This is a genomic window from Pontibacter sp. SGAir0037, from assembly GCF_005491705.1.
In the GTDB taxonomy this organism is placed as follows: domain Bacteria; phylum Bacteroidota; class Bacteroidia; order Cytophagales; family Hymenobacteraceae; genus Pontibacter.
In genome coordinates this window covers 4,885,562-4,899,054 of record NZ_CP028092.1, presented here as the reverse complement: position 1 = coordinate 4,899,054, position 13,493 = coordinate 4,885,562, and the positions used below count along the sequence as shown (strand labels likewise).

Sequence of the window (13,493 nt, the reverse complement as noted above, 5' to 3'; positions counted from 1 at the left end):
ACTTAGTTTCGGCAGACATGTACTCAGTTTCGAAATACCTTGTGTTTCATAACAGAGAACGTCTTTACCTGGAGTAAAATCAAGGAAGATTTTCTTTACTATTCTACATCCTAGGCCTACCAATTACCATTATCGTTTTTTGTTATCTAATGTTGCTATTGGTTGCCAATCGGGTGCCAAGTATGAAATGATTTGCAGCAGTGTCTCCGTCTCAGAAATAAGGTGTTAATTCTTGTGATTTTTAAATAATAAGCTAAATGATTTTAACAGAAGCGCATTTTTCCGGAATTAAATTCAAAATCAAGGATGAAATTGCATTAGCTAAGAAGCATATCTATGTTGCAGTAGCTTGGTTTACGGATTATGAACTTCTTCAAGCATTGTTACAGAAGCAGAAACAAGGAGTATTAGTGAGTCTGGCATTAGTCAAGGATGAAATAAATTTTGGGGAATATGGGCTTAACTTTGATAGTTTGACTAATGCAGGAGGAAAGTTCTTTGCTCTTGAAGGTAGTCTGATGCACAATAAGTTCTGTGTAATTGATGGTCGTACCCTCATAACAGGCTCATTTAACTGGACACGAAAAGCTTCGGCATTGAATATGGAGAACATTGTTATCACTTATGATGATTTTGATTTAGCCCATAAATTTATTGAGCAGTTTCAACTCATTACAGGTTCTCGTGCTAACCAGGCAACTAACCCAAATGTAAATAGCATTCTGAAACGCTTGCAAGTGGTTAAGCATTTCATTGCATTGGATGAAGAAGAAGATCTATTGCTACAGGCTAATCGTTTGAAGAAAGATGCTGACGTAGAATGTATAGCTGATATAGTAGATCACATAATCGGGAAAGAATATTCTAAGGCAATTATCCTTATAGATCAACTTACCGCTAAGTATAGTCAAATAATAATTTATGAGAATCAAATGCTGTTCGCTCTACGGTTAGAGTTACGTGACCTTGAATACAGAACTGTTGCAATAGATTCTGAAATTAGTGAGAAGGAAAAGGTCATTAACCTCTATAATTACCTTCTTAATAAAAATCTTGGTGAACTACTGGAACAGATATTACAGTTAAAAAAAGAATATTCTTATTTCCACCGCAAAGAAAGCCAGTATTCTGAATCTGAATATCAAGAAGCAAAGCGCAAATATGAGCAGTACAGCCAACAGAGGGAAGAGGAAGAAAAGGAGGTATATCATGACTTATCTGCACCTGAGAAAGCAGAATTGAAGGTGCTGTACAAAGAAGCAGTTGTACTTTGTCATCCTGATAAGTTTCAAGGAAATAAACAAGAAAAAGAAGCAGAGGAAGTATTCAAGGAGCTTGGAAATGCTTACAAAAGGCAAGATATCAAATCAGTTTATGGAATTCTTGATAGCTTAAAGAGAGGAACTCTTATTATATCTCCTGACAAAGCGTCTGATGTGGAGCTACTTAAAATCAAAGTGGAGAAATTGCGAGTCACCTTGGAGAAGAAAATGATTTATCAAGATTTATTAGAAAAGTCAGAAGTATACCGAACTGCTTCATCCATATCTGATCATAGTAAGCATTTTGCGGTGTTAAAAACCAAATTAGAAGATGAGTATGAATTCTGGAGAAGAAGAGTTGGAAAACAAGCAACTTCCGCAAATATCGAATAGTAATGCTATTGGTATAGCATCTACTAATAATTCTGTTTTATGGGAAGTGCTGCAGGAAAGGAAGCCTGGTGTTTGGTATGCGAAAGGGATAAGGCAAATTAGCGACTTTGGTGATTATGACAAAGCATTGTATTTCTTTTTAAAAGAGGTTTCTTATAATCACGATCATTGGCAGAGTCACCTTTACTTAGCTTATCTCTATACTTGTAATATTACTTCTGGAACAGATGTAGTAGCAAGTAGTTCCCATTTTTTAAGAGCTTTGAAATTATCCCATAGGTGTCATAATGATTTTTTACATGAACTTAGCTATGATAAACAAACTGAGCTTTTATCATTCTATAAAGATAATATTAAGGGTGAAGTATTAAATTCAGATACTCTAGAAAAGATCTATATAGAGGAGGATAATCTTATAATTGCTTTTATTGTTGCTTCTTACATGGCGCTTCCATTCTTTACCCCGGATGTAGTAGCATATATGAAAGCATATAATGTACAAAGTGGTGAGGAAAGCTGGGTCGTTTACTTTATATTAGGAAGAGAATATTATTGTAGTGGTAACTATGTTCAGGCGCTTGAACACTTAAATATAACAATTGAACTAGAGCCAGAATTTGTGCAGGCATACTCCATGAGAGGAAATATTAAATCTCGATTAGAAGACTTCTTTGGTGCTATAGGAGATTATTCTCGCGCCATTAATCTTGAGCAAGGCACAAACCATTTATGGCGACATTACGAAGAAAGAGCAAATGTTCGAAAAAGAATAAATGATTATTATGGAGCTGTAGAAGATTTAATAGTAGCGATAAATAGCTGCAGTGAATCTACTAATCGCCATCTATATTGTGACTTGGCTTGTTTAAAAATAATCATACATGACTATCATGGTGCTATAGAAGATTGCACGAAATCTTTGGCATTAAGTGGTGACTATTGCGGATCCATGTCTAAAGGCTTTTATATAAGAGGAGTAGCTAAAGGTTTTTTAGGGGATACTGAAGGTGCAATTCAAGATTATACTAATTCTATCGAAGCATATCCAGAAAGTGCGATAGCATATTTCGGCAGGGCACAATCATATAAAGTTATAGGAGAAATAACCCTTTGTGAGCAAGATATGGCTGATTATGAAAGGCTGAAGAAGAGAAACGCAATAGGTAATCTTAGTTGGGGTGAACAATGGCACAGAGTATAAGCAATACGCATTTATTTACATGAGTTGTAATAGTCAAGATATAGTCTGACAGCTGTGGTTTAGCTGACAGGTATCTGCCTTAAAGTATTATTCCATGAGCCCGCGTCGTCGGGTTCATTTTTTTTCTGCACCACCCCTTGATCTGTGGGTGTAAGGGCTGGTTCCGAAAAAAAATGTTTGACAGGATCTTGCCTTAAGGTATCAAGCATCTTCTGCTGAGCCAGCGGGATCGTTTCGAGCAGTGTCTGGTAAGGTGTTCTGCCGAAGCAGTACTTGCCTGTATGCGTCCGCTCCTTATTGTAGTATTCGAGCCATAGGTCCAGATCTTGCTGCAGTTCTTCTAGAGTAGTATACACCTTTTTACGAAAAGCGATCGCATAGAACTCATCCTGCATCGTGCGGTGAAAGCGCTCGCAGATGCCGTTGGTCTGCGGGCTCCTGGCTTTAGTTTTACTGTGATCAATATCTTCGATAGCCAGGTAGAGTTGGTATTGGTGATGTTCTCTGGCCCCGCAGTACTCCGTGCCACGGTCTGTGAGAATGCGCAGTAGCTTCACATCATGCTGCTCATAGAACGGCAGCACCCTGTCATTGAGCATATCAGCTGCTACCAAAGCATTCTTCCTGTCATAGATTTTGGCGTGTGCCACTTTAGTATAGGTGTCAATGAAAGTATCCGGCCGACCAAGTGCATATTTTGTAGTTGAGTTGCAGGGCTTAGTTTTGCTGGTAAAAAGAGAGAGATGACACACCAGGAAAAGATGCTCCACTTAGTGGAGGCCTATGAGCAAAGCGGGCAGAGCCAGCGGGCCTTCTGCCAGGAGCAGGGCCTGAAAGTTTCACAGTTTATCTACTGGATCCACAAAGTACGAAAAGAAAAGCAGCAGGTCTCTGGTTTCATGCAGCTAAGTGCCGGGCCAGCAGCTGCCCACCTGGAGGTGATCTATCCTAACGGTGTAAAGATAAAGGTGCCTTCGGGTGATTTGAACACGCTTTCCCGCCTCATCCGGCTTTACTGATGTTCTCCCTGGGGTCCTCCCACCGCTATTACCTCTACCGGGGGCACTGTGACATGCGCAAATCCTTCGACGGGCTGTGCGTATCGGCCCTATGAACTACATATTTGCTTTGTTTTTGAAGTTCTGCGGGAAGAGGTCTTTGATGTTTTTGTGGTTGATGGACATGATGTTTTGCAGGGTGTGTTTTAGCCACTGGTAGGGGTTTACCTCATGCTTTTTGCAGATGGCCAGGAAGGAGTAGATCATACCGGCCCGCTTTGCAGCATCATGTGAGCCGGCGAACAGGTAGTTCTTGCGTCCCAGGGCCAGCGGCCGGATGGCGTTCTCCACCCCGTTGTTGTCGATGTGCAGGCTGCCGTCGTAGAGGTAGGCCGAGAGGGCGTCCCAGCGGGCGTAGGCGTAGGCCATGGCTTTGCCGATCTGGCTCTTGGGCAGCGTGCTCTTGATCTCCTCGAAGATCCATTTGCCCAGCTCGTTGAGCACCGGCAGCGACTCAGAGAGCCGTAGTTCTTTAATGGCTGCTGCCTCCAGCCCCTCTTCTTTTGCCTTCCTTTCCACTGCATACAAGAGCTGGATGAGGGTGAGCGCTTTGCCAGCCCTTGCCTTGTCATTTTCCAGGGCCCGCTCGAACTCTCTTCGGGCATGGGCCCAGCAGGCCAGGTGGGTGACCTCCTTTTTCCTGCCGTACTTTTCGTACACTGCGTAGCCGTCGGTCTGCAGGTAGCCCCGGAAACCATCAAGCATAAGCTTTACCCCCACCGCAGCGCGCGTGGGTTGGTAGTCGAAGAGCACCGTCCTGTCCAGGGGGGCATGGTAGACCCAGTACCAGCCGGTATGGGCGGCACCTTTCTTATCCGAGTCCAGCACTTTGATCGGCGACTCATCCACCTGCAGGTAGCCTTTTGCCTTGGTGTCGAATACCAGCTGCTCGTAGAGCGGCTCGAGCTTCAAGAGCGCCTCCTTGGTCCAACCCTCAATGGTGGAGGAGGCTATCTGGATGCCCTCCCGGGCGAAGCGCTGCTTCTGGCGGTAGAGCGGCAGGTGGTCCATGTACTTATCCACCAGGATGGAGGCCAGCAGTCCGGCCCCGGCGATGCCTTTGTCGATCACCCGTTCCGGCAGCTGGCCGATCACCACGCTTTCTTTGTCTTTGGCGGCATACTTATAGCGGATGTAGCGGCGGATGAAGAAGCGGGCCGGCTCGCACTCGAGCTCCTCGGTGACTTCCTGGCCGATGCACACCATCTGGGAGAGGTCTCCTTCCGGGTGTATCTCTACTTCCTCCACGGGCAGGTGCTCAGGGAGCTTGGCGCGACCGTGGTGGCGGGGGCGACGGCGCACGTAGTCGATCTTCTGCTTTACCTCCTGGTGCTGCTCTTCTACCTCTTTGGCCGCAGCTTCAAAGGGAAGCTGGAACTGGGAGGCGTCGCCCTCGAAGCGCTCGCGCCTCTGGCCGAACTGCATGCGGCGGTACATGGCCACCTGGGCCTCCAGGTAGGCGATCTTCTCGTCACGGCTGGAAATAAGCTCCAGCAGCTCCTGTTTGGAGAGGTTTTCCAGTACCGTTTGCATGCTCTAAAAATAAGCAAAAACAGCCATGGCACCAAGGATAATGCGTCTATGGTGGCAAAGAAAATCTTCTCCTGCGGTTGCTCTTCACCACTTCGATTCCTTCCACCATCAGCACCAGTTCGCTCCAGCTCATGGCGCTGCCCCCTGTCGCTTTGGGCAGCGGAAAGGTGCCCTGCTCGAGCCTTTTGTAGTAGAGCACAAAGCCCCCGTGTTCCCAGTGGAGCAGCTTGAGATGGGTACGTTTGCGGTTGAGAAACACGAACACTTCACCGCTTGTGGGACTGCGGCCCAGTTCCGATCCTACCAGACCGCACAAGCCGTCGAAGGATTTGCGCATGTCGCAGTGGCCTCGGTAGAGCAGGTAGCGGAGGGAGGAGGTGAGGCTGAGCATTTAGTAAAGGTGCAGCAGGCGGCTCACAAGGGCCAGGTCCCGGGAATCGACCCGTACCTGCACGCCATTGGGATAAATTACCTCCAGGTAGCTAGCTGCTCGCTCAGCGCTTAGCTGCATAAAACCGGAAGCCGGCTGCTTTTCCTTCCGTACTTTGTGGATCCAGTAGATAAACTGAGAAACTTTTAGGCCCTGCTCCTGACAGAAGGCCCGCTGGCTCTGCCCGCTTTGCTCATAAACCTCCACTAAGTGGAGCATCTTTTCCTGGTGGGTCATCTCTCTCTTTTTACCAGCAAAACTAAGCCCTGCAACTCAACTACAAAATATGCACTTGGTCGGCCGGATACGGCTGTGCGGTCTGGTAGGATCGGAATTGGGCCGCAGTCCCACCAGCGGGGAGGTATTCGTGTTTCTCAACCGCAAACGTACCCATCTGAAACTGCTGCACTGGGAGCAGGGGGGCTTTGTGCTCTACTACAAAAGGCTCGAGCAGGGCACCTTCCCTTTACCGAAAAACACCACTACTGGCGCTATAAGCTGGAGCGAACTGGTGCTGATGGTGGAAGGAATCGAAGTGGTGAAAAGCAACCGCAGGAGAAGGTTTACCCTGCAGCCATAAACAAGCTTTTTCTTGGTGCTATGGCTGCTTTTGTGTATTTTAGAGCATGCAAACGGTCCCGGAAAACCTCTCCCAAGAAGAATTGCTGCTGGCTTTCCGCCGTCTGCAACAAGAGAAAGACGAGCTGGGCAAAGAGAAGGACGAAAGGATCGCCTACCTGGAAGCCCAACTAGCCATGTACCGCCGCATGCAGTTCGGCCAGAAGCGCGAGCGCTTCGAAGGAGATGCTTCACAGCTGGCACTGCCTTTCCAGGCTCCTGTTGAAGCGGTAGCAGAGCAACAGCAAGAAGTAAAGCAGAAAATAGAATACGTGCGCCAGCGCCCCCACCACCACGGCCGGGCCAAACTGCCCGGGCACCTGCCTGTAGAGGAGGTGGAGATACACCCGGAAGGAGACCTCTCCCAGATGGTGTGCATCGGCAAGGAAGTGACTGAAGAACTCGAGTGCGAGCCGGCCCGCTTCTTCATCCGCCGCTACGTCCGCTACAAGTACGCCGCTAAAGACAAAGAAGGCGTGGCGATCGGCCTGCTGCCTGAGCGCGTGATTGACAAAGGCATCGCCGGAGCTGGTCTGCTGGCCTCCATCCTGGTGGATAAATATCAGGATCACCTCCCCCTGTATCGCCAGAAGCAGCGCTTTGCCCGGGAGGGCATCCAAATAGCCTCCTCCACCATCGAGGGCTGGGCCAAAGAGGCCCTTCTAAAGCTCGAGCCGCTCTACGGGCAGCTGGTGTTCGAGACCAAAGCAAAAGGCTACCTGCAGGTGGATGAGTCGCCGATCAAAGTGCTGGACTCTGATAAGAAAGGGGCCTGCCACCAGGGCTACTACTGGGTCTACCACTCCCCCCTGGACAGGACGGTGCTCTTCGACTACCAACCCACGCGCGCGGCGGCGGGGGTAAAGCTTATGCTTGACAGTTTCCGGGGCTACCTGCAAACCGACGGGTACGCCGTGTACGAAAAGTACGGCAGGAAAAAGGAGGTCACCCACCTGGCCTGCTGGGCCCATGCCCGAAGAGAGTTCGAGCGGGCCCTGGAAAATGATAAAGCAAGGGCTGGCAAAGCGCTCACCCTCATCCAGCTCTTGTATGCAGTGGAAAGGAAGGCAAAAGAAGAGGGGCTGGAGGCAGCAGCCATCAAAGAGCTGCGGCTCTCCGAGTCGCTGCCGGTGCTCAACGAGCTGGGCAAATGGATCTTCGAGGAAATAAAGAGCACGCTGCCCAAGAGCCAGATCGGCAAAGCCATGGCCTACGCCTACGCCCGCTGGGACGCCCTCTCGGCCTACCTCTATGACGGGGAACTGCACATCGACAACAACGGGGTGGAGAACGCCATCCGCCCATTGGCCCTGGGACGCAAGAACTACCTGTTCGCTGGCTCACATGAAGCGGCCAAACGGGCCGGCATGATCTACTCCTTCTTTGCTATATGCAAAAAGCATGAGGTAAACCCCTACCAGTGGCTAAAACACACCCTGCAAAACATCATGTCCATCAACCACAAAAACATCAAAGACCTCTTCCCGCAGAACCTCAAAAACAAAGCAAATATGTAGTTCATAGGGCCGATACCAATGAAAGTCTGCTGGTAGATTTTGCCTACACCTTTGATATAGCCCACGTAATAAGTGTCCTGCGCGCCCAGGTAGCCTGGGTGGTGTGTCTCGATCTCTCCATGCGCGGTTTTTTCTTCTTTGGCTTTCTCCAGGGCCACTACCTGCGCTTCTGTAAGAATCAATCCTTCTTCTGCTACTTTAGTTTCCAGCGCTTTTAGTCGCTTGGGAAAGGTCTCCAGCTGGTAACGAAGCCACACTGATCGCACGCCGCCTGGGGAGATAAAGATGCCGCGCTTCTTGAGCTCATTGGAAGCTCTTAGTTGCCCGAAGGCAGGTTGTTCAGTGGCCAGTGCCACCACTGCATCTTCAACGGCTTGCTCTACCCTGTTCTTAATATTGGGCCTTGCCCGGCTGATCTCCTGCAGAGCTGAAGTGCCGCCTTGCTCATAGAGTTGTTGGAAGCGGTAGAAGGAATCCCTGCTGTATCCCATCACTTTACAGGCTTGTGATACGTTGCCCAGCATCTCGGCCAGGTTTAGCAATCCTAACTTGTTTTTGATAATTTTGTCTTGAGTGGTCATGATATAATCGAGTTTAGATAAATAAATGCGTCACATTCAATTTAATTAAACTGTCAGATTATATCTTGACTATCTCACATGAGTAGAGGCTGTAAAATAAACTGTGTCAAGATAATGTTTATATTCCCAATGCCCTAAACTGTTAATTACCATTGTTGTAATTTTTTCCAATCTGGTGCCAGATAAGAACTGATTTGCAGTTGTGGCTCCGTCTCAGAAAAACGGTGATTTTCTGGTACAGCTCTAGTTTAGTATCATTCTGATTTTATGGTTCTGTTTTAATCTCAAATGAAATTTTTTATTTAATAAATTTTACTTGTTAAAGGAACCCCTACACTAAATCCTAAAGTGAATTTATCGGAACGGGACTTATTGGTTAAAAAGTTATTATTGTAGTCATTCCATTTTAACTGAATTTCAAAATTAGCTTTCGTGTCTTTGTCCTTTCCTGTCAGAGTAAAAGGGATTCCTAATTTAATATTTAGAGGATCATAACCCTTCATATATTTTTCTGCAGAGAAGCTAAGGCCTATTGATTTTTCTGCTAAAAAGAAACTAACTATTTGGAACCTTGTGAATGGAGTAAAATAGCTTGTATAATTTCCAATGTAAACATCCTTGGCCTGCAACTGGGCTAACTTAAGAGTATCTACACCTCCTAAATTCCTATAATCATTTATAGAATGTTTTTTAAGGGATGAGGTTATAATATTGTTGTGATTTTTTAATCCGCCTCCTAAAGATATAAACAAACGAATTTTTTCCTTCTCCAAGATATGATTATAGAGTAATCCTGCCTCAATATTATAAAGTTTCTTTTCGACTATTGGGCTAGTAAAGTCCTCACTTACCTCATAAGGCTGTTTAGTAAAAGGAACATAGATATTTAGGCTTAACCAATGGTTCCAAAACCAATTATACATTCCTTCTTCATCAATATTATCTGCCTCTCTAGTAATGTATGCTGATCTGTATTTTTTATTTTGTTTCTTGATATGGTCATCTAATTTTTTGATAGCCCAATTCTGGGCTTGTTCATCATCAATTAATCCAGATAAGGAATTTATGAAGTCTGTAGAATCTTCTTTCATTTCAGCATAAATTTGATTTTTTACCTGACGCCTCAAATATTCTCCAGCTTCCTGATCCGTATAGCTTATTTGTCCTGTTGAATCTAGACCAAGATTTACAAGGTTTTTCTGTTGTCTTAGTATTCGATTTGCATCATAGCTGATAATCCCTCTTCCTAATAAAGTCAGCTTTAGAACTGCCCCAATGTTTTCTTTCAATTTATTGTCTTCCCCAGAGTATATAATTGAAAAAGCATCTGCTACATTCATTTTTATTCCCCCAGTAAAGACCCATTTTGTCCTACCATCTCCAGAGGATGGATCTTTGGCATGATTAGTACCAATAAAAAGACGCCCATCTGTGGGGTCTATAATAAAATAGCTTTTGTTCAAAGATAAATCCCCTGTCCCTGTTAAGTACGTATTAACTTTTTTAGCCATAAACACATTGAGACCAGGATCGGTCATGAGGACAGTGCCTGTTGCGTTATCAAGCGAGTCTATAAACCTTCTAGATTTATTATAGATCTCTTGAGCATACGTGCTGCTATTTAAAAATATAAATACAACAATTATATAAAGCCTTAATAAGTGTCTCATGCATTATGATTAAAGTAATTGAATCTATAAAAACTGTATGCTATAATATTAGCAATTAACATGGTATTGATGGCGACAACAATACTGATTTTTCAGTATTGTTTACTTTCATCCTTTTTTATCAGGTTTTCCCAATAACTATTGATATTCACTTACGATGCGCTTAACCTGTTCCATGCAGCGCCTATTTTCCAGAGCTATGTTGTTGCATGGCTTTCTGAAATAATAGGTTGCTGATGTTAATTTTAAGCAGCTGATAAAAAGGAGAACGATTGCAATTTTTTTGTCTAGTCCTGAAATAGGTTGACAAAAAAGTCAACGAAAATGAAGGACAAAGCATTAAGAGAACGTATTGTAGCTGAGTATCTCACCTCGGGTCAGAGCTACCGAGAAGTGGCCGATAGATGTGGTGTTGATTACCGTAGCCTGCACCGTTGGGTAAAGGAGTACCAAGGGCGCATGAAAAAACCACACAAAATCAGAAGGGCCAGGCTGCTGCGGGAACTGCCCACAGACAAGTTGCCGACCAATGTCGAGACCCTGCAATCAGAGCTACGCAAAGCCAGGCTCTACAACCAGGCCCTGCAGGAGGCTATCCTCATAGCCGAGGAGGAGCTCGGAACTCCCATCCTAAAAAAGTCTGGCACCAAGCAATCCTAAGAGTGGAGCAAAGAACGCCCTTCCAAGCAGTTGGAGTGCTTTGCCGCTTGTTTGGTTACAGTAGACAGGCGTACTACCAGCACCTCAGAATTCGGCAGCAGCAAGCGCTGAAAGAGGACTTGCTTGTGCAAGAGGTACTGCGAATCCGTCGCACGCAGAAGCGGCTGGGTGCGCGCAAGCTGCTGGTGATAATGTCTCCTTTTATGGCTGCCCATAACATTGAAGTAGGCCGAGACGCCTTTTTTGAACTCCTGCGCGAGCGCGATCTGCTTGTCAGGAAGCGAAGGCGCTCTAAGCCCCAGACCACTTTCTCTGGTCACTGGCTGCACAAGTATGAGAACCTGACTATAGGTTTTGTGCCCAAAGCAGCCGGGCAGCTGTGGGTGAGCGACATCACCTATATTCACCTGGAGGAAGGCTTTGCCTATTTGAGCCTTGTTACCGATGCTTACAGCCGCAAGATCGTCGGCTTTTACCTAAGCGAGGATCTTACCGCCTGTGGATGCATCCGGGCTTTGGAGATGGCACTTGCTAACTGCCCCATGCTAGGTTACTTGATCCATCACTCCGACAGGGGTATTCAGTACTGCAGCCAAGGTTATGTCAGGCTGCTGCAGGAGCGGCGAATCGCTGTCTCCATGACCCAGAGCGGCGACCCGCTGGAGAATGCGCTGGCCGAGCGGGTGAACGGTGTCCTCAAGCAGGAGCTCCTGGAGGCAGTGTACCCTGACTTCATGGCGGCCCAGCTAGCCGTGGCCACGGCAGTGAGCATCTACAACTATCAGCGCCCGCACTCGAGCGTGGACATGCTCACGCCTGTGGAGGCGCACGACAGGACCGGCGAGCTGAAGAGACACTGGAAAAATTATTATACTGACAAGAAGGGAAAGGAGGTGCCCATGCAGTAAGGTGCAGGCCAGGAAGGCTTGTTGTTGCCAGAACCCCTTACTTATGGTGAGGGTATAAGGTGTAAAGGGATGGCAGGATTAAGAAACAGCTGTCAACCTGGTACAGGATTAACAATGTAAACTGTCAACTTTTTTCAGGACGAGTCATTTGCTTTTATTGTGAAGCAATCGTCCCATAAAACGGCAGATTAATGAGTACGTTTTATCAGTGAGAGCTGAGCACCAGGTATAAAGGCTATTTTTGGCTATAGGGTAAGTTGATTTTCGGTTGAAAACGGATTGCTCTGCGGCTGATGTTCGGTTGCTGTTATATCAAAAAAGTGGGTATTGCAGGGATATACAAAACTTGCTGATGGACCTGAAGCGAAACAGCAGCGAGTTAAAAACAGAGCTTCAAGAGTAGTTTTAGCTGCTATTCAAGCACAAAACATTCTTTTCAAGCTTATTTGCTCTTATTTCGGGCTTGTTGCTTCTCGTTGCTGAGTTGTTGCTACCTGTTTTAGGCTTGCAGCGCATCTCAAGAATACGTTACTATTTAGGACGATACATTATCTATCTCATTTTACCGTCTCAATAAATAAAAACAGAATTTAATTTGTGAGACGGAGGAATGAGACAGATAGTAGATTTGACTAGCCTTGCACTTCTGAGTAAAGGCGCATGGCCTGCGTCGCCTGAAATTCACCACCCCTACTTGTTCTAAACCCACCCATGTTAAGCTCCTGGGCAATTTGCCGCCAGGTCAGCTTTTGGTAGATTCGCAGGGATTTAACCAAAGCGGCTGCTTTCCTGTTGTTGATGTTGGCTTGCGCCTTCTCCTGGATGGCCACCACTCCTATCGAGGAAGCCTCGCCATTCATAAACACAGCGGAAGGAAGACGCCACTCCCCGTCGCGCTTACGCTTCTCATCCAGGGCCGCTTTGGTGCGGAGGCTGATGAGCTCCCGCTCCCGGTCGGCGATGGCCATGAAAAGGGTGAGCGTGAACTTGTCCAAGTTGGGAATGTCACAGGACTCCAGCCTTCCCTCCAGTTCGGAGTAGATCCGGAGGGCCTGCTCGGTATTGCGACTAAGCCTGTCTATTTTGGCCACCACCAGCGTCGCCCGGTGCTGCTTGCAGAGGGCCAGCGCCTGCTGCAGCTTTGGCCGGTTTGTAATGTCCTTGCCGCTCACCGTCTCTACAAACTCGGCCACCGGCTCCTGGGAGTAGAAGTGCCTGACGTATGTGCGCTGTGCCTCCAGGCCCAGGCCGCTCTCGCCCTGGCGCTTGGTGGAGACGCGGTAGTAGACGATGATGGGCTTGTTTTCTTTCATATTTTCACTCTTGTTACAAAGCTTCTACGTTCGTAGAAGTAATGTAACAAAGATAATTAATTTCTCCTTTCAGACATTTCTACCCTTGCCTCGGCAAGACAAAATCCCAGTTTCCATGTTTGGAAATACCTTCTCCCGCCTATCTTCCCCTCGTATTTGACTTTCAGCGTTGTTCACCAGTATCAATAAGTGCGGCTGCGTGCCCCGATATCGAACTGTCAATCTCAGGCGATGGCAAGGCCTCATCTATGGTAAGGATATTCTATCTGTTATGCCCTTTGCCTGCTTTTCCTGGATTGAAAGCAGAATTGTTCGATCTGAATCCCTTCTTTATAGGAAGCGGCGACTT

12 protein-coding genes and 2 pseudogenes are annotated in these 13,493 nt (G+C 46.7%); 7 read left to right on the top strand and 7 right to left on the bottom strand.

Annotated elements, in window-relative coordinates:
• Positions 1-257 precede the first annotated feature (257 nt).
• Both C1N53_RS20295 and C1N53_RS20290 read left to right on the top strand, forming a co-directional pair.
• Positions 258-1,655 carry a phospholipase D-like domain-containing protein gene (locus C1N53_RS20295; RefSeq protein WP_137761043.1) on the top strand — a complete coding sequence of 466 codons (1,398 nt, stop codon included), beginning with the start codon at positions 258-260 and terminating at the stop codon, positions 1,653-1,655.
• Positions 1,600-2,856: a tetratricopeptide repeat protein gene (locus C1N53_RS20290; RefSeq protein WP_168194072.1), complete on the top strand. Its 1,257-nt coding sequence runs from the start codon at positions 1,600-1,602 to the stop codon at positions 2,854-2,856. Before C1N53_RS20295 ends, C1N53_RS20290 begins: the two co-directional genes overlap by 56 nt.
• Positions 2,857-3,089: 233 nt before the next feature.
• Here the strand turns inward: C1N53_RS20290 and C1N53_RS20285 are convergent.
• Positions 3,090-3,530: pseudogene (locus C1N53_RS20285) on the bottom strand (integrase core domain-containing protein); the annotation flags it as partial.
• Positions 3,531-3,599: 69 nt separating this feature from the next.
• On the opposite strand from C1N53_RS20285, the gene C1N53_RS20280 reads away from it, so the two are divergent.
• Complete coding sequence (locus C1N53_RS20280; RefSeq protein WP_137761041.1) at positions 3,600-3,875, top strand: IS66 family insertion sequence element accessory protein TnpB; 276 nt, start codon at positions 3,600-3,602, stop codon at positions 3,873-3,875.
• 96 nt (positions 3,876-3,971) lie between these two features.
• On the opposite strand, the gene C1N53_RS20275 is transcribed toward C1N53_RS20280, so the two are convergent.
• Genes C1N53_RS20275 through C1N53_RS20265 form a run of 3 tightly spaced genes read right to left on the bottom strand, consistent with a single transcriptional unit; the run spans position 3,972 to position 6,114 of the window.
• Positions 3,972-5,447 (bottom strand): IS66 family transposase, encoded by a 1,476-nt coding sequence (locus tag C1N53_RS20275; protein WP_137758838.1) that lies wholly within the window; start codon positions 5,445-5,447, stop codon positions 3,972-3,974.
• A gap of 46 nt (positions 5,448-5,493) precedes the next feature.
• Positions 5,494-5,838: an IS66 family insertion sequence element accessory protein TnpB gene (tnpB, locus tag C1N53_RS20270; RefSeq protein WP_137758839.1), complete on the bottom strand. Its 345-nt coding sequence runs from the start codon at positions 5,836-5,838 to the stop codon at positions 5,494-5,496.
• Entirely contained in the window at positions 5,839-6,114 is a 276-nt protein-coding gene (locus C1N53_RS20265) for an IS66 family insertion sequence element accessory protein TnpB (protein WP_137758840.1), read from the bottom strand. It lies immediately after the preceding gene.
• A 49-nt stretch (positions 6,115-6,163) separates the two neighbouring features.
• On the opposite strand from C1N53_RS20265, the gene tnpB (C1N53_RS20260) reads away from it, so the two are divergent.
• Together tnpB (C1N53_RS20260) and C1N53_RS20255 are read left to right on the top strand one after the other, a co-directional pair.
• Positions 6,164-6,457, top strand: coding sequence for an IS66 family insertion sequence element accessory protein TnpB (tnpB, locus tag C1N53_RS20260; protein WP_137761040.1), 294 nt, complete (start codon positions 6,164-6,166; stop codon positions 6,455-6,457).
• 46 nt (positions 6,458-6,503) lie between these two features.
• Positions 6,504-8,012, top strand: coding sequence for an IS66 family transposase (locus C1N53_RS20255; protein WP_137761039.1), 1,509 nt, complete (start codon positions 6,504-6,506; stop codon positions 8,010-8,012).
• 17 nt (positions 8,013-8,029) lie between these two features.
• On the opposite strand, the pseudogene C1N53_RS20250 reads toward C1N53_RS20255, so the two are convergent.
• Positions 8,030-8,593: pseudogene (locus C1N53_RS20250) on the bottom strand (helix-turn-helix domain-containing protein); the annotation flags it as partial.
• 302 nt (positions 8,594-8,895) lie between these two features.
• Complete coding sequence (locus tag C1N53_RS20245; RefSeq protein WP_137761038.1) at positions 8,896-10,263, bottom strand: hypothetical protein; 1,368 nt, start codon at positions 10,261-10,263, stop codon at positions 8,896-8,898.
• A 324-nt stretch (positions 10,264-10,587) separates the two neighbouring features.
• Between C1N53_RS20245 and C1N53_RS20240 the strand changes: the two genes are divergently transcribed.
• Both C1N53_RS20240 and C1N53_RS20235 read left to right on the top strand, forming a co-directional pair.
• On the top strand, positions 10,588-10,923 hold the full coding sequence (locus tag C1N53_RS20240) for a transposase (RefSeq protein WP_137761037.1): 336 nt from the start codon (positions 10,588-10,590) through the stop codon (positions 10,921-10,923).
• 2 nt (positions 10,924-10,925) lie between these two features.
• The gene (locus C1N53_RS20235) at positions 10,926-11,831 is read left to right on the top strand and encodes an IS3 family transposase (RefSeq protein ID WP_168194071.1); all 906 of its coding nucleotides are present in this window, start codon (positions 10,926-10,928) and stop codon (positions 11,829-11,831) included.
• A gap of 632 nt (positions 11,832-12,463) precedes the next feature.
• Here the strand turns inward: C1N53_RS20235 and C1N53_RS20230 are convergent.
• Positions 12,464-13,144 (bottom strand): recombinase family protein, encoded by a 681-nt coding sequence (locus tag C1N53_RS20230; protein WP_137761035.1) that lies wholly within the window; start codon positions 13,142-13,144, stop codon positions 12,464-12,466.
• Positions 13,145-13,493 lie beyond the last annotated feature (349 nt).

Excerpts from the sequence above, each read along its gene's own strand:
- C1N53_RS20295 (WP_137761043.1), top strand. The coding sequence starts at position 258 with ATGATTTTAACAGAAGCGCATTTTTCCGGAATTAAATTCAAAATCAAG.
- C1N53_RS20290 (WP_168194072.1), top strand. The coding sequence starts at position 1,600 with ATGAATTCTGGAGAAGAAGAGTTGGAAAACAAGCAACTTCCGCAAATA.
- C1N53_RS20280 (WP_137761041.1), top strand. The coding sequence starts at position 3,600 with ATGACACACCAGGAAAAGATGCTCCACTTAGTGGAGGCCTATGAGCAA.
- C1N53_RS20275 (WP_137758838.1), bottom strand. The coding sequence starts at position 5,447 with ATGCAAACGGTACTGGAAAACCTCTCCAAACAGGAGCTGCTGGAGCTT.
- tnpB (WP_137758839.1), bottom strand. The coding sequence starts at position 5,838 with ATGCTCAGCCTCACCTCCTCCCTCCGCTACCTGCTCTACCGAGGCCAC.
- C1N53_RS20265 (WP_137758840.1), bottom strand. The coding sequence starts at position 6,114 with ATGACCCACCAGGAAAAGATGCTCCACTTAGTGGAGGTTTATGAGCAA.
- tnpB (WP_137761040.1), top strand. The coding sequence starts at position 6,164 with ATGCACTTGGTCGGCCGGATACGGCTGTGCGGTCTGGTAGGATCGGAA.
- C1N53_RS20255 (WP_137761039.1), top strand. The coding sequence starts at position 6,504 with ATGCAAACGGTCCCGGAAAACCTCTCCCAAGAAGAATTGCTGCTGGCT.
- C1N53_RS20245 (WP_137761038.1), bottom strand. The coding sequence starts at position 10,263 with ATGAGACACTTATTAAGGCTTTATATAATTGTTGTATTTATATTTTTA.
- C1N53_RS20240 (WP_137761037.1), top strand. The coding sequence starts at position 10,588 with ATGAAGGACAAAGCATTAAGAGAACGTATTGTAGCTGAGTATCTCACC.
- C1N53_RS20230 (WP_137761035.1), bottom strand. The coding sequence starts at position 13,144 with ATGAAAGAAAACAAGCCCATCATCGTCTACTACCGCGTCTCCACCAAG.